The 19861-nt window shown below is 74.6% G+C and carries 20 protein-coding genes and 1 pseudogene; 3 read left to right on the top strand and 18 right to left on the bottom strand.

What is annotated here, in order from left to right:
• Both J1M37_RS04840 and J1M37_RS11460 read left to right on the top strand, forming a co-directional pair.
• On the top strand, positions 1 to 1662 hold a 1662-nt coding region (locus J1M37_RS04840; RefSeq protein ID WP_206452205.1), incomplete at its 5' end, for an MFS transporter.
• Positions 1655 to 2164: a MarR family transcriptional regulator gene (locus tag J1M37_RS11460; protein WP_206452204.1), complete on the top strand. Its 510-nt coding sequence runs from the start codon at positions 1655 to 1657 to the stop codon at positions 2162 to 2164. The genes J1M37_RS04840 and J1M37_RS11460, both read left to right, overlap by 8 nt.
• A 39-nt stretch (positions 2165 to 2203) precedes the next feature.
• Here J1M37_RS11460 and J1M37_RS04830 read toward each other — a convergent pair whose 3' ends face one another.
• From J1M37_RS04830 to J1M37_RS04785, 10 genes and pseudogenes are all read right to left on the bottom strand, one after another.
• Positions 2204 to 4267 carry a M13 family metallopeptidase gene (locus tag J1M37_RS04830; protein ID WP_095347114.1) on the bottom strand — a complete coding sequence of 688 codons (2064 nt, stop codon included), beginning with the start codon at positions 4265 to 4267 and terminating at the stop codon, positions 2204 to 2206.
• 149 nt (positions 4268 to 4416) lie between these two features.
• Positions 4417 to 4899, bottom strand: a complete 483-nt coding sequence (locus tag J1M37_RS04825) for an SRPBCC family protein (protein ID WP_036380856.1) — start codon at positions 4897 to 4899, stop codon at positions 4417 to 4419.
• 47 nt (positions 4900 to 4946) lie between these two features.
• A complete protein-coding gene (locus J1M37_RS04820; RefSeq protein WP_136939885.1) occupies positions 4947 to 5645 on the bottom strand; it encodes a DNA-3-methyladenine glycosylase in 699 nt (232 codons plus the stop codon).
• The gene (panC, locus tag J1M37_RS04815; protein ID WP_036338460.1) at positions 5642 to 6673 is read right to left on the bottom strand and encodes a pantoate--beta-alanine ligase; all 1032 of its coding nucleotides are present in this window, start codon (positions 6671 to 6673) and stop codon (positions 5642 to 5644) included. Before panC ends, J1M37_RS04820 begins: the two co-directional genes overlap by 4 nt.
• 154 nt (positions 6674 to 6827) lie before the next feature.
• A complete protein-coding gene (locus J1M37_RS04810) occupies positions 6828 to 7526 on the bottom strand; it encodes a DUF3618 domain-containing protein (protein WP_036338457.1) in 699 nt (232 codons plus the stop codon).
• Positions 7523 to 7990: a phage holin family protein gene (locus J1M37_RS04805; protein WP_036314802.1), complete on the bottom strand. Its 468-nt coding sequence runs from the start codon at positions 7988 to 7990 to the stop codon at positions 7523 to 7525. Before J1M37_RS04805 ends, J1M37_RS04810 begins: the two co-directional genes overlap by 4 nt.
• Positions 7987 to 8802, bottom strand: a complete 816-nt coding sequence (locus tag J1M37_RS04800; RefSeq protein WP_020625303.1) for a CsbD family protein — start codon at positions 8800 to 8802, stop codon at positions 7987 to 7989. The genes J1M37_RS04805 and J1M37_RS04800 overlap by 4 nt, the downstream gene beginning before the upstream one ends.
• Before the next feature lie 157 nt (positions 8803 to 8959).
• Positions 8960 to 10186 (bottom strand): glycerophosphodiester phosphodiesterase, encoded by a 1227-nt coding sequence (locus tag J1M37_RS04795; protein WP_049146623.1) that lies wholly within the window; start codon positions 10184 to 10186, stop codon positions 8960 to 8962.
• 170 nt (positions 10187 to 10356) lie between these two features.
• Positions 10357 to 12190: pseudogene (locus J1M37_RS04790) on the bottom strand (S9 family peptidase).
• Between the two features lie 95 nt (positions 12191 to 12285).
• Positions 12286 to 12735: a DUF3806 domain-containing protein gene (locus J1M37_RS04785; protein ID WP_206452203.1), complete on the bottom strand. Its 450-nt coding sequence runs from the start codon at positions 12733 to 12735 to the stop codon at positions 12286 to 12288.
• A gap of 262 nt (positions 12736 to 12997) precedes the next feature.
• Between J1M37_RS04785 and J1M37_RS04780 the strand changes: the two genes are divergently transcribed.
• Complete coding sequence (locus J1M37_RS04780) at positions 12998 to 13474, top strand: low molecular weight protein-tyrosine-phosphatase (RefSeq protein ID WP_206452202.1); 477 nt, start codon at positions 12998 to 13000, stop codon at positions 13472 to 13474.
• Positions 13475 to 13634: 160 nt separating this feature from the next.
• Here the strand turns inward: J1M37_RS04780 and J1M37_RS04775 are convergent, their stop codons facing one another.
• Genes J1M37_RS04775 through folE form a run of 8 tightly spaced genes read right to left on the bottom strand, consistent with a single transcriptional unit; the run spans position 13635 to position 19854 of the window.
• Positions 13635 to 14585, bottom strand: coding sequence for a Rossmann-like and DUF2520 domain-containing protein (locus J1M37_RS04775; protein WP_061866861.1), 951 nt, complete (start codon positions 14583 to 14585; stop codon positions 13635 to 13637).
• Positions 14582 to 16261 carry a PH domain-containing protein gene (locus J1M37_RS04770; protein WP_206452201.1) on the bottom strand — a complete coding sequence of 560 codons (1680 nt, stop codon included), beginning with the start codon at positions 16259 to 16261 and terminating at the stop codon, positions 14582 to 14584. Before J1M37_RS04770 ends, J1M37_RS04775 begins: the two co-directional genes overlap by 4 nt.
• Positions 16258 to 16770: a PH domain-containing protein gene (locus J1M37_RS04765; RefSeq protein WP_078025980.1), complete on the bottom strand. Its 513-nt coding sequence runs from the start codon at positions 16768 to 16770 to the stop codon at positions 16258 to 16260. Before J1M37_RS04765 ends, J1M37_RS04770 begins: the two co-directional genes overlap by 4 nt.
• Entirely contained in the window at positions 16751 to 17278 is a 528-nt protein-coding gene (locus J1M37_RS04760) for a DUF3180 domain-containing protein (RefSeq protein ID WP_020625295.1), read from the bottom strand. Before J1M37_RS04760 ends, J1M37_RS04765 begins: the two co-directional genes overlap by 20 nt.
• Entirely contained in the window at positions 17275 to 17919 is a 645-nt protein-coding gene (folK, locus tag J1M37_RS04755; protein WP_206452200.1) for a 2-amino-4-hydroxy-6-hydroxymethyldihydropteridine diphosphokinase, read from the bottom strand. Before folK ends, J1M37_RS04760 begins: the two co-directional genes overlap by 4 nt.
• Entirely contained in the window at positions 17916 to 18296 is a 381-nt protein-coding gene (gene folB / locus J1M37_RS04750) for a dihydroneopterin aldolase (RefSeq protein WP_206452199.1), read from the bottom strand. Before folB ends, folK begins: the two co-directional genes overlap by 4 nt.
• On the bottom strand, positions 18293 to 19207 hold the full coding sequence (gene folP / locus J1M37_RS04745; RefSeq protein WP_206452198.1) for a dihydropteroate synthase: 915 nt from the start codon (positions 19205 to 19207) through the stop codon (positions 18293 to 18295). Before folP ends, folB begins: the two co-directional genes overlap by 4 nt.
• A gap of 26 nt (positions 19208 to 19233) precedes the next feature.
• Complete coding sequence (gene folE, locus J1M37_RS04740) at positions 19234 to 19854, bottom strand: GTP cyclohydrolase I FolE (protein ID WP_020625291.1); 621 nt, start codon at positions 19852 to 19854, stop codon at positions 19234 to 19236.
• Between the last annotated feature and the right edge of the window lie 7 nt (positions 19855 to 19861).

Below are 19861 nucleotides of genomic sequence, written 5' to 3'. Positions count from 1 at the left end.
ACGACGGCGTGGATGCTCGGCGGCGTCCTCGTGGCGACGGTGCTGTTCATCGTCGTGGAGCTGCGGGTGGCCGAGCCGCTGATCCCGCTGACGCTGTTCCGCGACCGCACGTTCACCCTCGCCACCGCGGCGGCCGGCTTCACCCACGACCCGGACTTCCTGATCGCGTGCCGCGCGGTCCAGGGGCTGGGCGGCGGCGGCCTGGTGGCCCTCAGCCAGGTGATCATGGCGGACATCATCAGCCCCCGCGAGCGCGGCCGGTACATGGGCCTGTTCGGCGCCGTCATGGCCGTGGCCACCGTGGGAGGCCCCCTGGCCGGCGGCGTGATCACCGACCTGTGGGGCTGGCGGTGGAACTTCTTCGTGTCCCTGCCGTTCGCCGTCGCGGCCCTCGTGATGGTCCAGCGCACGCTGCACCTGCCGCCCCGCGAGCGCGGCCGGGTCCGCGTAGACGTGGTGGGCACGGCGCTGCTCGCCGCGGCCACCTCGCTGCTGCTGATCTGGGTCACCAACGGGGGCACCCAGTTCGAGTGGGCCAGCACGACGACGGCGTGGATGCTCGGCGGCGTCCTCGTGGCGACGGTGCTGTTCATCGTCGTGGAGCTGCGGGTGGCCGAGCCGCTGATCCCGCTGACGCTGTTCCGCGACCGCACGTTCACCCTCGCCACCGTGGCCTCGATCGCCACGGGCCTGGCCATGTTCGGCTCGTCCGTCTACCTGGCCCAGTACATGCAGCTGGCCCGCGGTGCCACGCCCACCGAGGCCGGCCTCATGACCATCCCCATGATCATCGGCCTGCTGGTCTCCTCCACCTGGGTCGGGCGGATCATCACCCGCACGGGCGAGTGGAAGGGCTGGGTCGTGTTCGGCGCGGTCCTGCTCATCGCGGGCACGGGCCTGCTGGGGTCGCTGCACTACGACACCCCGTTCGCGCTCGTCTCCCTGTACATGCTGCTGCTCGGCGCGGGCGTCGGCATGACCATGCAGAACCTCGTGCTGGTCGTGCAGAACACCACCGACCCGCGGCAGATGGGCGTGGCCAGCTCGGGCGTCACCTTCTTCCGCACGCTCGGCGGCAGCGTCGGCGTCACGGCGATGGGCGCCGTCGTGGCGAACGTGGTCTCCCACCGGGTCGAGGAGCGCCGCGCGGACATCGCGGCCACGCTCCAGGGCCTGGGTCCCGACGGCGCCGAGTGGGCCCAGCGCCTGGGCTCGGGGGCGCTGCCCCGCGTCGCCGAGATGCCCGACTCGCTGCGGGTGATCTTCGAGGACGTCTACGCGCAGGGCATCGCCCTCGCCTTCCTCGTGGCCGTGCCGCTCGCGATCGTCGCGTTGATCGCGATCCTCGGGCTGCCGAACCTGCCGCTGGGCCGCATGACCACCTCCGAGCGTCTCGACGCCGCCCGCGCCGACCTGGCCACCCACGCCACGGCCGAGGCCATGCAGACGCTGCCCGCGACCGGCCCGGTCCCCGTGGTGACCGCGGCGCAGGGGCAGCATCCGGCCGAGGGCCCGCAGGGGTCCCGGGCGGTGTCGGCCGAGCGCCCGGCGACGGCGTCGCCGGTGGCCGGCCGGCCCGTCGTCCCCGCGGCGCTGGCCGTGGCGGGGACGGCCCTGCTGGCGGCCGTCGTCACCGCGCTGGTCCGGGCCCGCCGTGGCTGACGACGTCCCGGGCCCGGGCGGGGGCGGCGACGACGCGGGCTTCGAGGCCGCCGTCCAGGGGCTCGAGCAGGCGTTCTCGCGTCTGGTCCTGCAGCACCGCCAGGTGATGGTCCGCTACGCGGCGGCCCTCAGCCCGGCCCTGTCCGTCGGGGCGATGAAGGCGTTCATGATGCTGGCCAACGAGGGGACCATGACGCCCTCGGCCGTGGCCGAGGGCCTGCTGGTGGACCGCGCCCAGGTCTCCCGCATGGTCCGCGACCTCGAGGCCGCCGGGCTGATCACCAGAGAGCCGGACCCGCGGGACCGCCGCTCCGCCCTCCTGAGCGCCAGCCCCGAGGGGCTCGCCCGCCTCGACGCGGTGCGCGGCGGCCCGGCGGGTCGCGGGCTGCGCGACGACCTGGCGCGCTGGGACCGCGAGGACATCCGGACGCTGACGCGCCTGCTGGACCGGCTGGCCGCCGAGCGTCAGACCCGGATGCAGGACCCCGCCGAGTCCGAGTGAGCCGCCGGCCGGACCCGCGGGCCCGGCCGGCGGGCGGGATCACCAGATGGTGACGCGCTCCTCCGGGGCCAGCCACATGGGATCCCCCTCGCGCGTGCCGAACGCCTCGTGGAAGGCGTCGATGTTCTTGACCACCTGGTTGCAGCGGAACTCGTTGGGCGAGTGCGGGTCCGAGGCGATGCGGGTGACCATGGCCTCCGGTCGCGTGAGCTGACGCCACACGGTGGCCCAGGCGGTGAAGAACTCGCGGTCCCCCGCCGCGGCGTCGAGGGAGGCGCCGTCGCCCTCGTCCCGCCAGATCTCCAAGGCGCGGTGGGCGATGCCCAGGCCGCCGAGGTCGCCGATGTTCTCCCCCAGGGTGAACTCGCCGTTGACGCGGTGGTCCGGGGCCTCGGCCGGGGAGAGCGCGTTGTACTGGGCCACCAGCCGGGAGGTGCGCTCGGTGAACGCCGCGCGGTCCTCCTCGGTCCACCAGTCCTCGAGCCGACCGGCGCCGTCGTACCGCGAGCCCTGGTCGTCGAAGCCGTGGCCGATCTCGTGGCCGATCACGGCGCCGATCGCCCCCAGGTTCGCGGCCATCGAGGCCTCGGGGTCGAAGAACGGGGGCTGCAAAATGGCGGCCGGGAAGACGATCGCGTTCTCGAGCGGGGAGTAGTACGCGTTCACCGTCTGCGGCGTGATGTGCCACTCCTCCGGGTCCGGCCCGTCCGCGATCTTGCGCAGGTCCCGCTCCCACTCGAGCTCCGAGGAGGAGCGGGCGTTGCCCAGCAGGTCGCCGGCGTGGACCTCGAGGGCGGAGTAGTCCAGCCACTTCGAGGGGTAGCCCACCATGGGGCGGAACATCGCCAGCTTCTCGAGCGCCCGCTGACGGGTCTCCTCGCCCATCCACTCGAGCTCCTCGATGGACCGGCGATAGGCCTCCTGGAGCAGGCCCACGAGCTCGTCCATCGCGGCCACGTGGCCCTGCGGGAAATGGCGGGCCACGTAGAGCTGCGCCACGTCCTCGCCGGCCGCCCCGTTGACGAACGCGACCGCGCGCTTCCAGCGGGGGCGGACCTCCTCGGTGCCGGCCAGGCGGCGGCCGTAGAAGGAGAAGTTCTCCTGCACGAACGCGTCCGGCAGGAAGCCGGCGAAGGAGCGCAGCACCTGCAGGATCAGCCAGTGACGCCAGTCCTCGAGGTCGGCGGCCTCGGGTCCCTCGAGCAGCCCCTGCACACCGGAGAGGAAGTCCGGCTGCCACACCACGACCTCCGCGGCGCGCTCGCCGGCGGCGTCCACGCCCTCGAGCCACGCGTCGGCCAGGGGGAAGAGCTCCGTCAGCCGGTCGTGGGTCATGGGGTTGTAGCGGGCCACGGCGTCCCGGCTGCGGACCAGGTCCCAGTGCAGGGCGGCGATGCGCTTCTCCAGCTCCACCACCCGGACGCCCAGCGCGGCGGCCTCGTCCCGGTCCGCGCCGATCCCGGCCAGCGCCAGCAGACGGCCGGTGTGCTCGGTGTACTGCTCGAGGATCTCGGCGTAGGCCTCGTCCCGGTAGTAGGACTCGTCCGGCAGGCCCAGGCCGCCCTGGAGCAGGTGCAGGAGCATGCGGTCCGGGTTCCCGGCGTCGTTGAGGGCGCCGGTGTTGATGAGGCCGGAGACGCCCTGGCGCTGCAGTCGCCCGGACAGGGCGAGCAGCTCCGCGGGGGTGGACACGGTGGCCACCGCCGCCAGGTCCGAGGCGATCGGCTCGAGGCCGCGGGCCTCCACGGTCTCGTCGTCCATGAACGAGGCGTACAGCGCGGCGATCCGGCGCTTGAGCTCCGGATGCTCCGTGCCCTCCGCGTCCTCCTCGTCCAGCGGGGCGAGCGGGACGTCCCGGTGCGCGCCGGCCGCGGCCGTGGCCTGCACGCGCGCCTGGGCGGGGTCGAAGCCCGTGCCGACCTCGCGCACGGCGTCCTCGCACAGGTGCCGGACGGCGAGCTCGGCCGCGTCCCGCAGCTCGAGGAACGCGCCGTAGGCGCCCTGGTCCGCGGGGATCTCGTGGGTGTCCAGCCACCCGGCGTTGACGTGGCGGTACAGGTCCTCGCGCGGCGACGGGACTTCGGGCTCGGCGGTGGCGGTCACGGCGGATCCTCCTGGACGTGGGGGTGGACGGTCTCGCACGGCACTCTAGCCGTGACACCGGACACGACGACGGGCACCGCACCCTGGCCGGGTGCGTGCCCGTCGTCGAGGGGACGGCCAGCCCGGAGGCCGCCGTCGGGAGGCGGGGGTCAGCCGACCTCGGCGGCCAGCTTCGCGAGCGACTCCTCCATCTGCTCCTCGGACACCATCGGGAAGAGGTTCTTCGCCAGCAGCTCCGGGTCGGTCACGGCGGTCCAGTCGTAGGTGAGGGACACGACCGTGCTGCCGGAGCCGTTGTCCTCGAGCCGGTAGACCCACTGCCAACCCTTGGGCTCGGTGCCGGCGGGGGCGGTCTTCCAGCCGACCAGCTTGTTCGGGTCGTAGGCGACCACGTGATTGTCGGTCTGGTAGTCGCCACCCATGTGCTCCGCGTGCATGTTCATGGTGAACACGTCGCCGACCTTCTGGATGCGCTGGGTCTTGTCGTCGGACTGCACCATGCCCGAGCCGTCGAACTTCGCGTGGTTCGCGGGCAGGGTCAGGAAGTCGAACACGTCCTTGGCGGACGCGTCGATGGTCCGGGTGACGGTCTGCTGGGTCTCGCCGTGGGCGGTCTTGTTCATCTCGGTCATGGGATCAACCTAGGCACGGGGCCGGGGCGGTCGACAAGGTCTGGGGGTCAGTCCGGCACGTTGCGGCCACGCCGGAACGCGGACACGCTGCGGTGGCCGGCCACGCTGAACCGCCACGGGAAGCGCACGGAGCCGCCCTCCCCCGAGACGCCGACGCGCGGGCCCGTCACGACCTCGATCGGCGGCTCGGCCGGATCGCGGGGCGCGGGCGGGGCCAGGAGGAAGCGGGCGGGCGCGGCCGGCGCGGCGAGGCGGGCCGAGGTGCCACCGTCGTCGGCCACCTCCGGCGGCGCGGCGACGATCTCCACGGGCGCGTGGCCCATCTCCAGGGTGATGCCGAGGCCCTGGCCGAGGTTGCCCGGGCCGGAGAGCAGCTTGGGGCCGGTGTCCCGGCCACGGCGGGCCACCGCGAGGTCCCCTCCCGCGAGCACCTCGGCCGCACGCAGCAGCACACCGCCGGCCTCCCCCTCGGGGTGGCCGACCAGGTTCAGGCAGCGGTGGATGCCGTAGTTCAGGTACACGTACGTGCGCCGCGGCGGCCCGAACAGCGCGGCATTGCGCTCGGTGCGACCGCGGAACGAGTGGGCGCCGGGGTCCGCGCCCGCGTTCCCGTACGCCTCGGTCTCGGTCAGCCGCACGGTGACGGCGCCGTCCGGGGCGACGACGGTCAGCCGGCACCCCAGCAGCGTCGCGGCGAGCGTGGGCGAGGGGCTGTCGAAGGCGGCGGCGAGACGCTCCGGGGTCACGGCAGGGGCCCCGCGGCGGGCAGCACCATGGTGTCGATCAGCCGGACGGGCGGCACGTGCGCGGCCACGAGGGCGAGGGCCTCGCGGCGCAGCGGCTGGCACAGCAGCTCCGGACCGAGCTCGGCGAAGGTGTCCCGGTCCACCACCACGAGGTGGTCCAGCTCGACGCCCGGCTCGTCCTCGACCATCCGGCGCGCGGCCTGGACGTCGACGGGTTCACCGGACGCCGCGGCGTCGGCCAGGGAGCGCAGGGCGCGGCTGAGGACGAGCGCGTGCTCCAGGCCCGCGGCGTCCAGGCGGGTGTTGCGGCTGGAGAGCGCGAGGCCCTCGGGCGAGCGGACGATGGGCACGGCGCGGACGTCGACGTCGATGTCGAGGTCCGTGGCCAGGCGGCGCAGGACGGTGAGCTGCTGCGCGTCCTTCTGGCCGAAGTAGCTGCGCAGGACCGGCGCCGCCGGGCGCACGATGTTCCACAGCTTCGCCACGACGGTGGCCACGCCGTCGAAGTGGCCCGGGCGGGAGGCGCCCTCGAGGACCTCCCCCATGCGGCCGGCGGAGACGGTGACGATCGGCGCGTCCGGGTAACCCGGGTACATCTCCTGCACGTCCGGGGCGAACACGACGTCGGCGCCCGCCGCCGCCAGCAGGTCCAGGTCCGCGTCGAGGGTGCGCGGGTAGTGCTCCAGGTCGGCCGGATCGCCGAACTGGAGCGGGTTCACGAAGATGCTGACCGCGACGACGTCGTTCTCGGCGCGGGCCCGCCGCACCAGGGCCGCGTGGCCGCCGTGGAGGGCGCCCATCGTGGGGATCAGGCCGACGGTGACGGGCTCGGCGTCGCCGTCGTCCGTGGCGTGGGCGACGAGCTCACGGAGAGCGGAGCGCATCTCGGCGACGGTCCGGGCCAGACGCGGGCGCGCGGAGACGCCGTCGGCCTCGGCCGTCACGGGAGCGGGGAGGGCGTCCTCGAGGGTCAGGCCGGTGCCGGCGGGGACGGGGCGCTGGTCGGGGACGCGGTCGAGAGGGGTCACCCTCCGAGTCTAGGCACGGGGCCTCGGGGAGGACTTCCGCCTCACCACGCGCATCTGGTCCAAGGCCTGAGCCGCGGGCCGGATTCGGCCCCACCACGCGCGACGCCGGCCAGTCCCGTCAACGGGACCGGCCGGCGTCGTGCTCGGGTCGGGCTCAGGCGTCCTTCGCGGTGTCCTTCACCTGGCGGGCGGCGTCCTGGGACTCCGCCTTGAGGTCCTGCGCCGTGTCCGTGCCCTGCTCCTTGAGGTGGGAAGCGGCCTCGGCAGCCGACTCCTTCACGCTCCCGGCGGCCTCGCGGGCGGCGGGCTCGAGGTCCTCGCGCAGCTGCTGGGCGGCCTGCTTGGCCTCGTCCACCAGCGGGGCGGCCTGCTCCTTGAGGCCCTCCGCGGCGCGCTGCTCCACGCGTGAGGCGGGGATCAGCGAGCTGAGCAGCAGGCCGGCGCCGAAGGCGATCAGCCCGGCGGCCAGCGGGTTGCCCGCGGTGCGGCCGCGCAGCTGAGCCGGGGCCTGCTGCAGGGCGAGCTGGGCGTCGTCGGCCCACTCGGACACGCGGTCGCCGGCATCGCCCAGGCGGTCCTGGGCCTGGCCGGCAGCGTCGTACGCGGAGGCCCGGGCGTCGTCGATCACCCCGTGGGCGCGATCGCCCAGCGAGGGCTCGTGGCGGTGCTGCTCCGGGGAGCCCATGATGTTCTCCTTCGCGTGGATGAAGCCGTCCTTGATGCGGTTGGTCTGCCGGGACACGGCCTTCGTGGGGCTCACCTTCTCGGCGAGGGCGTCCACGTCCTGGCCGAGCTCGCGGCGCGTACGCTCGATGTCGGCGCGGATCTCATCGGGGTTGTTGCTCGTGGTCATCGCGTCTCCTTCGCGGGGTTCAGGGTCTCGGGGATCTCCTGAAGCGTCTCCTGGGTCTGCGGCAGACCCTTGATCTTCTCGATGTCCTTCTTGCCCTGCACGGCCAGCACGGCCGCCACGACGCCCCACAGCACGGCCACGATCAGCGCGGCCCAGCCGATCGGCAGGAACACGTCGAGCAGGTGCATCAGGGCGAGGGACAGGAACATCAGCAGGAAGAAGCCGCCGACGGCGGCGCCGGCCAGCAGGCCTGCCCCCTTGCCGGCCTTCTTCGCGGACTCGGTGGCCTCGGCCTTGGCCAGGGCGATCTCCTGGCTGACCAGCGTCGACAGCTTGGCCGACAGGCTCTGGAACATCTCGCCGAGGCTCTCGTGCTCGGCGCGGAACTCCGCCTGCGTGGGCGGCGGGGTGTGCGCGCCGGAGTGCGGCGTCGCGTCGCGGAACGGTTCGTGGGCGGTGCTCATGCGTCACCCCCGGGCCGGGTCTGGTCGAACGGCCGCTCGGCGGTCAGGCCCTGCTGGACCGGTGCCTGCGTGCCGTACGGGACGTCCCCGACGCCGGCCGCGCGGCGGGGCCCGGCGCCGTCCGCGACGCGGCCGTCGGCCTGGGAGAGCGAATCGCTCGAGTAGGCCGGGGCCTGCGAGTCCAGGTGGTGCGGAGTCACGTCCGCGTGCACCGCGTCCGGACGGGTCTCGTGACGGCGCGGCGAGGTGGAGGCGGTGGAGTCGGGCTGGGCGGCGTCGCGGATGCCGCGCGTCAGTCGACCGGCCACCAGCCCGGCGCCCAGGGCGAGGGCCAGGAACGTGCCCGGACGGCGAGCGGCGAAGCCGCGCACGTCCTGCAGCAGGTCCTGCGGGGAAGCGGTCTCCAGGCGCTGGGTCAGGGCCTCGGCACGGTCCGCCACCGAGGCGACGCCCTGGCGCACCAAATCGGTCTGCGGCTGCTCACCGGAGACCACGCGGTGCAGGTCGTCGGTGTAGCTGCGCACCTGGCCCGCGAGCCGCTCCTGCTGGGTCTGCACCTGCGCGCCGACCTGCTCCTGGGCGGAGCCGACCAGCGACTGCACCTGGTCAGCGGCCTCGTCCTTCACCTGGCCGGCCTCGTGCTTGGCGGTGGCCGCGAGGTCCTGGGCCTTGTCCTTGGCGTCGTGGGCCACGGCCTTCGCCTGGCCCTGGGCCTCGCCCGCGGCCTGCTGGGCCTTGCCCTTCGCCTGGTCCTTGGCGTCACGGCCCTCGGCTGAGGAGCCGTGGGCGTTCTTCGGCGTGTTCGTCGTCATGCTGTGCCTTCCTTCGTCCGGGTCGGCGTCCCTCATGGCCGGCCCTTCTGGCCGTCCACGTCACCGGGTCCACCGGTCTTGAGCGCCAAGGTAAGCACCGCAGGGACCCTGCCGGAAGACCTCGGGTCCGCCGGGATCGTCTCCGGTCGGGACGGGGTCAGCGCACCTTCAGGCCCCGCTGGGCGGTCTTGCCGACGCCCCGGCCCGGGTGCTCCTTCTTGCCCTGCATCCAGGTGTCCACGGCCTGCACGCCGAGGTCGGGGTGGTCGGTGAAGAAGCCGTCGATGCCGGCGTCGAGGAACGGCTGGATCATGCCGACCATGTCGCCCCGCGCGTTCGGGTCCGTGGAGGAGCGGAACTCCGTGTAGAGGAACTGGTTCTCGGCGCGGAAGGTGTACGGCACCACCTCAAGGCCCGCGCGGTGGGCGAGGGAGACGAACGCGGTCTCCTCGCCCATCGAGCCGTCCTTCTCCTTGGTGATGATCTGCGCGAAGGCCGGGCCGAGCGTGTCGACGCCGGCCGCGCGGACCTCGCGCATGCCCGCGGCGGTCTCGTAGAAGTCGTAGTCGCGGAGCCCGTCGCCGGCGGCCACGGAGTCATAGGGCGCGCCGGTGACGCTGGAGAGGAACACCGTCTCGGCCTTGAGGCCGAGGTTCTCGTTGAGATCGCGCAGGTTGGCGAGCTCGAAGGACTGCACGGTGGCGGGGGCGTTGCGCTTGTTCAGGCCGTACTCGTCGAGCAGCTCGACGACGCGCTCCTCCATGGACAGGCCGATGGAGTCGAAGTAGGTGGGGTGCTTGATCTCGGGGATGACGCCGATCTCGCGGCCGTACCGGGCAGAGAGGCGCTCCCGCAGCTCGAGCACCTCCTCGAAGGTGGGCACCTGGTACCGGCCGTCGTAGGACGCGGACTCGGGGCGGACCTGCGGCAGGCGCTCCTTGGCGCGCAGGGTCTTGAGCTCGGCGAGGGTGAAGTCCTCGGTGAACCAGCCGGTGAGGGCCACGCCGTCGACGACCTTGGTGGTCTTGCGGTCCGCGAACTCGGGCCGCTGGGCGACGTCCGTGGTGCCGTCGATCAGGTTCTCGTGGCGGACCACGAGCACGCCGTCCTTGGTGGAGACCAGGTCCGGCTCGATCACATCCGCGCCCTGGGCGGCGGCCAACTCGTAGGCGGCCAGGGTGTGCTCGGGGCGGTAGCCGGAGGCACCACGGTGACCCACGACGTCGGGGCGCACCACGGGCTTGCCCGTGACGGACTGCGCTGCGGCCGGGGTCGTCGGTGCGGCGGGGGCGGCGGCGGCCGGGGCGGCCAGCGGGGCGCTGACGGCGACGGCGGCGGCGAGGGCCACGAGGCCGCGGGCGGCGTGACGACGGACGGAGGTCATGGAACGGTCCTTTCCGGGAGGGGGATGACCGCTCCAGTGGGCCAGATCCGGGTGTCGACCGGGTGGCCCCCCACCGGCCACAGCCGGCCCGCCCGGTGAACAGCCGGTGACGGGGGCTGATCCGAGAGGTTCAGCCGCCCGTCACGATGCGCGGCGCCGGGCCCGGCGGCTCAGCCCGCCGTCGACGACGGCCGCGTCAGTCCCAGCGTCTCCGGGGCCGACGGGGCGCCGTCGCCGAGGACGTGCTCGCCCAGGAAGCCGAGGACGACCTCGTACCAGACCTTCGCGTGCTGCGGGGCGAGGATCCAGTGGTTCTCGTGGGGGAAGTAGAGGAACCGGTGGTCGGTGGTGCCGTCCGCGGCGGCCGGCCGCCCGGACTTCGCCAGCAGGTCCGACCACAGGCGCAGCCCCTCGCCGATCGGCACGCGGTAATCCTTGTCGCCGTGGATGACGAGCATCGGGGAGACGATCTCGCCCACGAACCGGTGCGGAGAGTTCTCCTGCTGCATCTGCTCGTCCATCTCGCGGGCCCAGTAGAACGCGGCGTCCGTCGTCGGGCCGAAGCCGTCCAGCGCCCACAGCGAGGCGTGCGTGACCACGCACCGGAACCGATCGGTGTGCCCGGCCACCCAGTTCGCCATGTAGCCGCCGAACGAGCCGCCCATGGCGGCGGTGCGGTCGCCGTCGACGTCCTCACGCGCCACGACGGCGTCCGTGAGCGCCATCAGGTCCGTGTAGGGCGCCTGACCCCAGCGACCCCAGCCGCGTTCGATGAAGTCCTGGCCGTAGCCCGTGGACAGCGCCGGGTCCGGCAGCAGCACCGCGTAGCCGCGCGCCGCCATGATCCACGGGGTCCAGCGCCAGCTCCACGCGTTCCACGAGCCCAGCGGCCCGCCGTGGATCCACAGCAGCAGCGGGTGGCCGCCGGCCGGCGCCTCCCCCTCGGGGAGCACGAGCCAGCCGCGCACGCGCGTGCCGTCCTCGGCGACGGTCTCCACGTCCTCGAGCGTGCCCGGGATCGCGGGGCGCTCCACGGGGTTCGGCAGGCGCGTGGTCTCACCCGTGGCCAGGTCGATCCGCGCCACCTCCGGCGGGAACAGGTAGGAGGAGCGGACGCCGTAGGCCGTGGCCCCGTCCGGGGAGAGCACGACGTCGGTCCACGCCTCGTCCTCCCGGGTCACCTGCGCGACGGCGCCGGTGGCCACCTCGATGCGGAACACCGGGCGGCGACCCTCCGAGTCCGCGAGCGCGATCACCGCGGAGTCGTCCGGCAGCCACGCGACGACGTCGGCCCAGCGGTCCCAGCCGTGGGCCAGGGGCGTGGTCTGGCCCGTGGCCGTGTCCATCACGTACAGGCGCGGGCGCACGGCGGAGTGCGGGGTGGAGTCGGGGGTGCGGACGACGACGGCGCGCGTGCCGTCATGGCTGACGGGGCCGACGGCCACGTCCTCACCGGGGACGTCGTGCAGGACGCGGTGCTCGCCCGTGGCCAGGTCCACGCGCACCACCGTGCCCTCCCGCACGTTGCCGCGGGCCTCGGCGGTGGCGGCCGTGGTGAGCAGGAACGAGCCGTCCGGGGCCACCTGCGCGCCGATCCCGAACGCGTGGGAGCGCGGGAATCCGGAGACGTGGCGCAGGTGGTGCGCCACGTCGTCGGCCTCGGGGGCCAGGCCGGAGGCGGCGGGGCCGGGCTCGGCGGCGTCGGCGTCCGTGGCGGGCTCGCCCTGCGGGTCCGGGCCGGGCTCGAGGACGAAGAGCTCGGGGCGGGCGGAGGTGAAGAAGAGGGTGCCGTCCGCGGCGAACTGTGCGCCGGCCTCGCCCTCGCGGGAGCGGGTCAGGCGGTGGGCCCCAGAGGGCGGTGGCGTAGCCGGTGCCCTTCGCGTCCCGGGTGGCGACGGTGGTCACCAGGCGGGCGCCGTCCGGGCTGAGCGTGAGACCGGCGACGCGCGGCAGGGCGGTGAAGGCGTCGAGGTCGTGGAAGGGGGTGGCGGGGGTGGAGGTCATGCATTCGTTTCTATCGGCCCGCACGTGATCCGGGCAACACGGAGGGCGGCGTGGTGGTGGCCTCGACGGCGGGCCGCCCCGGTGCCCGCCGCGCCTCAGGCGCCGGGCCGCATGCCGGCGTCGGCCCGGATCTGCTGGAGCTGCTCGCCGAGCCAGTCGACGTACCCGCCCATCCACTCCCCCGTGGCCTGGTGGTTCCAGCTCTGGCCGACCACCGGCTGCGGGAAGACGACGGCGTCCGAGAGGGTGTCCCGCAGCGCGAGGGCGGGCCCCTCCTCGTCCGCGACCGTCACCCACTGCATGCCGTGGCGCGCGCCCAGATGCTCGCCGAGCAGCACCGCGACGACGTCCAGCAGCACCGCCAGCTCCTCGGGCTCCAGCTCCTCGGCCTCGGCCTGCGAGCGGGCCAGCACGGCGTCGTAGTAGGCGGCGACCGCGTCCAGGTCCAGGTGGTCCACGCCCTCCTGCGCGGCGAAGTCGCGACGGACGCGCACCCACTCCCGCTCGGGCTCGGTCAGGGGGCTCATCTCGGGCTGGTCGGTCATGGCCTCCATCCTGCCAGTCGCGTCCGGTGCCGCCGTCGCCGGAACGGGCGGCGCCGGCCGCGCTTTCGTTCGAGAAACGGCGGCGTGTCGCAGCGCTTTCGTTCGAGAAACGGCGAGGAACCGGGGGGACACACCGCCGGAGGCCTGCGATCCCCCAGCGGGAGCACTCGTGGACGCACCCGATGCCGCCCCGCCGGCGACGAGCCGAGCGTGCGGGCCGTCGTCGTCCGCCGCCCTCGCCCGGACTTGAGACACTGTCCCCATGCGCATCATGACCGTCTGCCTGGGGAACATCTGCCGCTCGCCCGCCGCCGAGGCCGTGCTGAACCGCAAGCTCGCGGAGGCCGGTCTCCACGACGTCGAGGTCACCTCCGCCGGCACGTCCGACGAGCACGTGGGCGCCCGGCCGCATCACCTCACCCGCGAGGTCGGCGGGGAACTGGGGTACGAGTTCCCGACGGTGGGGGTGCAGCTGTCCGCCGACCTCGTGGACGAGGCCGACCTGATCCTGGTGATGGACGAGGCCAACCTCGCCGACGCGCGGCGGCTCGCGACCACGGACGAGCAGCGGGACCGGATCCACCTGATGGGCGAGTTCGCGCCGGATGCGGACAGCGCCGGGGTACGCGAGGTCCCCGATCCGTACGGGTGTCCGCGGCCGCAGTTCGAGGAGATGTACCGGCAGATCGAGGACGCGGCAGACGGCGTCGTCGCCGCCATCCGCGACGGGCGCCTCTGACGGCCGGGGCGCGGTCCCGGGGTCTCGTCCCAGCGACGCGAACGCCGCCGGACCCGCCGTTTCCCGAACGAAAACGGCCTGGGACCCGCCGTTTCCCGAACGAAAACGGCCCGGGACCCGCCGTTTCCCGAACGAAAGCGGGGTGGCGGCGGGGGGTCGGTCAGTCGTCGTGGGGGTCGTCGGAGTCGTCGAGGACCTCTCGCAGCCGCGCCGCCGTGTCCGCGCGCAGGGTGCCGCGGGTCTCGGCGCGGTCGGTCGTCGCGCGGGCGAGGGTCTCCCACACGGCCCGCACGTCCGGGGGCAATCCCCCGGCCTCGAGCTCGCCGAGGGTCTCGCGGTGGGTCCGCAGCGTGTCGACGTCACCGCGGGCCACGGGGCCGGTGAGGGCGCCGTCGCCGTCCGTGAGCGCGTTCTCCAGCGCGGCGGTCATCAGTGAGCGCAGCACCCGCTCCGGGTCGGCCACCCCGATCGTCTCCAGGATCTGGCGGGCCTGCGCCGTCAGCGTCACCAGGTGGTTCGACCCGTGGGACAGCGCCAGGTGGTAGGCCGCCCGGTCGGCCTCCTTCACGACCACGGGCTCGCCGCCCATCTCCACCACGAGCGCCTGGGCCACGGGCAGCACCACGGGGTCCGCGGTCACGCCGAACACGCAGTCCTGCAGCCGGGCGACGTCGAGGCTCAGCCCCGTGAACGTCATGGCCGGGTGGATCGCCAGGGGGATCGCCCCGTGCGCGCGCACCGGCTCCATCACCCCCACCCCGTAGCGGCCGGAGGTGTGCACGAGCAGGTGGCCGGTCTGCACGTGGCCCGCGGCGGCCAGGCCGGCCACGAGCTCGCCCAGCGCGTCGTCCGGGACGGCGAAGACGACCATCTCGGAGCGGCGCAGGATCTCGGGGATCTCCAGGACGGGCACGCCCGGCAGGAGCATCTCCGCGCGGTCCCGCGAGGCCTCGGAGACGGCGTGCACGCCCGTGATCGTGTGGCCTGCAGCCCGCAGCGCCGAGCCCAGCACGGCCCCCACTCGACCCGCGCTCACCACGCCGACGCCCAGCCGCCCGGGCCGCTGCGCCGGGTCATGCGGGTCCAGGCTCAGGTCGAGTCCGCCGGTCATCGCTCCTCCTCGCCGCGCACGGCGGGGACGTCTGCCCCGCTCTCCTCCCCGACGACGACGCCGCCGCCGACGCCGGCCCGCGCCAGTTCGCGGCGGCCCACCTCGGTGGCCGCGACCTCGCGCGTGCGCTGCTCGAAGCGGGCCAGCTCCTCCGGGCGCATCCACTGGTCGCGGTCGGCGAGGCGACGTGAGACGGCCGCGTGCCGTGCCTCCCGGGCGTACAGGTCCACGGCCACGTCCTCGTCGAGGTCGCGGACCACGGCGTTCGCCCCCGCGACCCACACGCGCACCGTGGCCAGGCCCAGGCGCCGCTGCACCGGCCCCTGCACCAGCTCGGCCGCCTGCACGCGCTCGTGCTGGAGGGTCTGCAGCCGGCGGTTCAACCAGCCGCTGCGCACCACCAGCAGGGACCGCGTCGTCGTGAAGCCGATCCGCCGCCAGGCGAACCAGTTGAACCACCACCTGCCGCGCCGCGGCACGTGCTGGAAGCCGCCCTCCGTGCCGGTGCCGTGCACGCCGAGGTGCATGAGCCCGGCGGGGGTCAGCCCCTGCGCGGCGCGCGGATCGCCGTCCAGGCCCGGGTCCGGGGCCACGACCGTGAGGACGCGGAGCACGTCCTCCCACGGGCCGACGGGCAGCGCGACGTCCCGGGCGCCGTCGGACTCCTGCAGGTACCCGGCCACCGCCATGTTCACCCGATACCAGCCGAAGGGCCGCCAGAACAGGGGCTGGGAGACGGTCACCCCCTGCACCCGCCCCGGCGGGACGGTCTGGTGGGTGGTCTCGGTGAGCCCGTGCCGCAGTCGCAGCCCGTCGGTGGAGCGGCGCACCTGGAAACCCCAGCCGGCGTTCAACCGGGACCACGCGACGCCGGCCACGGAGAACAGGGCGGGCAGGGACGCGGCCGCGCCGATCCCGGTCAGGGTCTCCCCCTCGTCCAGCACCGCCTCGGGCAGCAGCGCGACCACGAGGGCGAGGCCGGCCAGCCAGATCAGGGACCCGGCCAGCACCCCCAGCACGCCTCCGGAGAGCAGGACGGAGCCGAGGAGCCGCCCCGCGGGCACCTGCAGCATGAGTTCGCCGGCGTCCGCGGCGTCGGCGTCGGGGAGGCCGGGCTCGGCCACGCGCTCCGGCGCGGACGCGTTCGCCCCGGCTCCCCCGAGCATCCCCGACGCGCGGTCCAGGATCTCCCGGCGCACCGCTTCGGCCTCGGCGCGGCGCAGGAAGGACAGCTCGAGCGCGGACTCGCCGCCGTCGGCCGCCTCGACCTTCACTGTGGCCAGCCCGAGCAGCCGGGCCACGAGGGGGTGCTGCAGGTCCACCGCCTGGATGCGGTCGTAGCGCATCTGCCGGCGGCTGCGGAAGAGCCAGCCCTGGCGCAGCTCGATCCGGTCCTCCCCGCAGCGGAACCGGGTGAACCACCAGGAGAAGAAGAACACGAGGCTGATCAGCAGGGTGACCCCCAGCAGGATGCCGCCGGCCACGAGCAGGCTGCCGTCGCCGCCGCCCGGGGCGTCCTCCCCGCTGAGCCGGCCCGCCGCGAAGTCCTCCACCGCGTTGCGGCCCGCGAAGAACAGGATCAGCAGCAGGAAGGTCCAGCCCCGCACCCAGGGCGAGGCGGGGTGGACGCGGACCCAGCCGGCGTCGTCGGCGGGGGGCGGGGCGGCCGCGCTCACAGGCCCGCCAGCCGCGCCTGGCCGCGCGCCATGAGGACTTCGCGCAGCTCCTCGGCCCTCTCGCGGGGCACGCCCTCCAGGGTGACGTCCCCGCCCGCGGCGGCGGTCTTCAGGGTGAGGGTCTGCAGCCCGACCCGGCGCAGCAGCGGACCGTCCGAGACGTCCACGTACTGCAGGCGGCCGTACGGCACCGCGTGCACGCTGCGGAACAGGATGCCCTCGCGCCACAGGACGTCGTCCTCGCGCTCGGCCCAGCCCATCGCGCGCACGCGCCGCGGGATCAGGATCAGGTCCACGATCCAGGACACGACGACGACGGCCGGCAGCCCCCACGCGACCCACGCGGCCATCCCCGCCCACGGGCCGGTGAGCTTGAGGATCAGCGGCACGGAGAACGCGGCGAGCCAGATCAGGTGGCCGATGGTCGTGGCGATGAGCTTCACCGTGGTCAGCCGCGGCGAGGCCGGCGTGAAGGCCACGCCGCTCAGGTCAATGCCGGGCACGGGCATACCCTCCTTCGGTCTCGGGACGGGCCGGTCGGCCCGGGGACCCATCCTGCCCACGACCGCCCTCGGGCGCATCCTCCTCAGGCGGGATCCGGCACCACCGTTCGACGATCAGCCCCACCACCAGCAGGACGAGACCGCCGACGGCCTGCAGGGCGGCCTCCCGCACGGTCGGTGCCTCCACGCCGGCCCGCAGCAGCACCTGCACCGCCACCCCGGCGTGCCACCCGCCGAGGGCCGCTCCCGCGAAGCCGGAGGCCTGGCCGAGCACGAGGGTGCGGGCCGCGGCGAGCGGGTCCATCCGCGCGGCGGCGGGCTTCTCCCGGTCGCGGCGCACCCGCCAGCCCAGCGCGAGGCACAGCACGGAGACCGCGGCCACGGTGATCAGGCCGCCGCGGCCCACCACGGGCGCCGGCCAGCCCAGGGACGGCGCGGCGAGCCCGGCCAGCCAGCCGAGCACGGCGGCCACCAGCACCACGAGCAGGGTCCACCCGGAGCGCAGCGCGATCACGTGGCCTCCCTCCCGAGGGCGTCCGGGCGTGCCGGACGGAGCGGGGCGACGTCGTCGGTGCCGGCCAGCAGCCGGTGCCGCTCGGGCTCCTGACGGCGCACCCCGGGGGCGTCCGCGGCGACGGCGGCGAGGTCGGCGACGGGCGTGCCGGCGAGCGTGGCGTCCGCGTCGAGCCACAGCCACGGCAGCAGCACGAAGGCCCGCTCGGCCGCGCGGGGGTGCGGCAGGGTGAGGTCCGGGTGGTCGCTGCGCACGTCTCCGTAGGCGATCACGTCCACGTCCAGGGTGCGCGCGCCCCAGCGGACCTCACGCCGCCGATGGTGGTCCTGCTCGAGCCGGTGCGCCACCGCGAGCAGCTCCCACGGCGCGAGGTCCGTGCGCAGGGTGACCACCTGGTTGAGGTAGTCGGGCTGCCCCGGCGGCCCGCCCACGGGCGCGGTGACGGCCCGGGGCGAGGCCCGGACGTCCGTGATGTGCGGCAGCGCGGACAGGGCGGCGACGGCGGCGTCGAGCGTCTGCGCGGGCTCGCGCAGGTTGGCGCCGAGGGCCAGCACGGCCGGGACGGGCGCGTCCGGGCGGGCGCCCAGCTCGGGGACGGGCGCGGGGCCCTCGGCCGGGTGCGTCCAGTCGACGGTGCTCACGCGAGGCCCTCCCGGGTGCGGTGCACGGTGACGGCGGCGTCCGCGAAGTCGTGCGGGATGGGCGCCTGCGGCTTGTGCACGGTGACCTCGACGGCGGTCACCACGGGCTGCTCGGCGAGGACGGCGCGGGCGATCCGGTCGGCGAGGGTCTCGATCAGGTCCACCGGCTCCCCGGTGACCAGGCGGACCACCGTGTCCGCGACCCCGGCGTAGTTGGCGGTGCGGGCGAGGTCGTCGCCGGCCGCGGCGGGGCCGGCGTCGAGGTGGAGGACGACGTCCGTGACGAACGGCTGCCCGTCCCGGCGCTCGTGGTCGAAGACCCCGTGGTGCCCGACGGCGGACAGCCCGGCCAGGCGGATGCGGTCCCGGGCGCTCACGGCAGCACGTCCTCGGAGACGGGCTCACCCGGGGCGTGCGCCCCGACCCAGGCGGCGGCGGCGCGGACGGCGTCGGCGCTGGCGCGCACGTCGTGCACGCGCACGCCCCACGCGCCCTGGGCGGCGGCGAGGGCGGAGATGGCCGCGGTGGCGGCGTCGCGCACGGCGGGCGGGGCCGGGGTGCCGTCGTCGTCCGCCAGCAGCGTGCCCAGGAACCGCTTGCGCGAGGCGGCGACGAGCACCGGGTGGCCCATGGCGCGGAGCCACTCGAGGCCGCGCAGCAGCTCCCAGTTCTGCTCGCCGGCCTTCGCGAAGCCCAGGCCCGGGTCGACGATCAGCTGCGCGGGCTCGACGCCCGCGGCGAGGAAGCGGCCGGCCACGTCCCGCAGCTCGCACACGACGTCCGGGACGGTGTCCTCGTAGACGGCCAGCCCGTCCATGGTCTGCGGGTTCCCGCGGTTGTGCATGAGGATGTAGGGCGCGCCCGACGCGGCGATCAGCGCCGGCATCTCCGGCTCGTGGGCGAGGCCGGAGACGTCGTTGACGATCACCGGCCCCAGCGCCAGGGCGGCCCGGGCGGTGGCGGTGTGGCGCGTGTCCACGGAGAGGACGACGTCCTCGGCCAGCAGCGCCTCGATCACGGGCAGGATGCGCTCCTGCTCCTCGGCCGGCGGCACGGCGCGGGCCCCGGGGCGGGTGGACTCCCCGCCCACGTCCACGATGTCCGCGCCGTCCGCGACCATGCGCCGGGCGTGCTCGACGGCCGCGCGGACGGTGGCGTGCTCCCCGCCGTCCGAGAACGAGTCAGGGGTGACGTTGAGGATGCCCATGACCAGGGTCCGGTCCGCGGGCAGCCGCCCCAGCAGGGCGCGGTTCGCCTCCCGCGCCGCCGCGTCGATGCTCTCGTCCACGTGTCCTCCTCCGCCGTCGGTGGTCCTCAGCCGTGCATGATGAGGCTCATCGCCTCCGAGCGCGTGGACGGATCCCGCAGCTGGCCGCGCACCGCCGAGGTGACGGTCTTCGCGCCCGGCTTGCGCACGCCGCGCATGGACATGCACATGTGCTCGGCCTCCACCACCACGATCGCCCCGCGCGGGGCCAGGTGCTCCATGAGCGCCTCCACCACCTGCGTGGTCAGCCGCTCCTGCACCTGCGGACGCCGCGCGTACAGCTCCACGAGACGGGCCAGCTTGGACAGCCCCGTCACGCGGCCCTCGGCGGAGGGTATGTAGCCGATGTGCGCGGTGCCGTGGAACGGCACCAGGTGGTGCTCACAGGTCGAGTAGAACGGGATGTCCTTCACCAGCACGAGCTCCTCGTGCGCGATGTCGAACGTGGTGCCGAGCACCTGGTCCGGGCTCTGGTGCAGGCCCGCGAAGAACTCCGCGTACGCCTTGGCCACCCGCGCCGGGGTGTCCGCCAGGCCCTCGCGGTCCGGGTCCTCACCGATCGCCAGCAGGATCTCCCGCACCGCCGCCTCGATGCGCGGCCGGTCCACCGCGGTCGAGTCCGGGTCGAACGTGCCGGGGACGGCGTCGTCGGGGGTGTGGGCTGTCATGCGGGTC

Source organism: Micrococcus sp. KRD012 (assembly GCF_017168555.1).
Classification (GTDB): Bacteria; Actinomycetota; Actinomycetes; order Actinomycetales; family Micrococcaceae; genus Micrococcus; species Micrococcus luteus.
The sequence above is the reverse complement of the archived record's forward strand: the minus strand, read 5'-3'. Positions and strand labels throughout refer to the sequence as shown.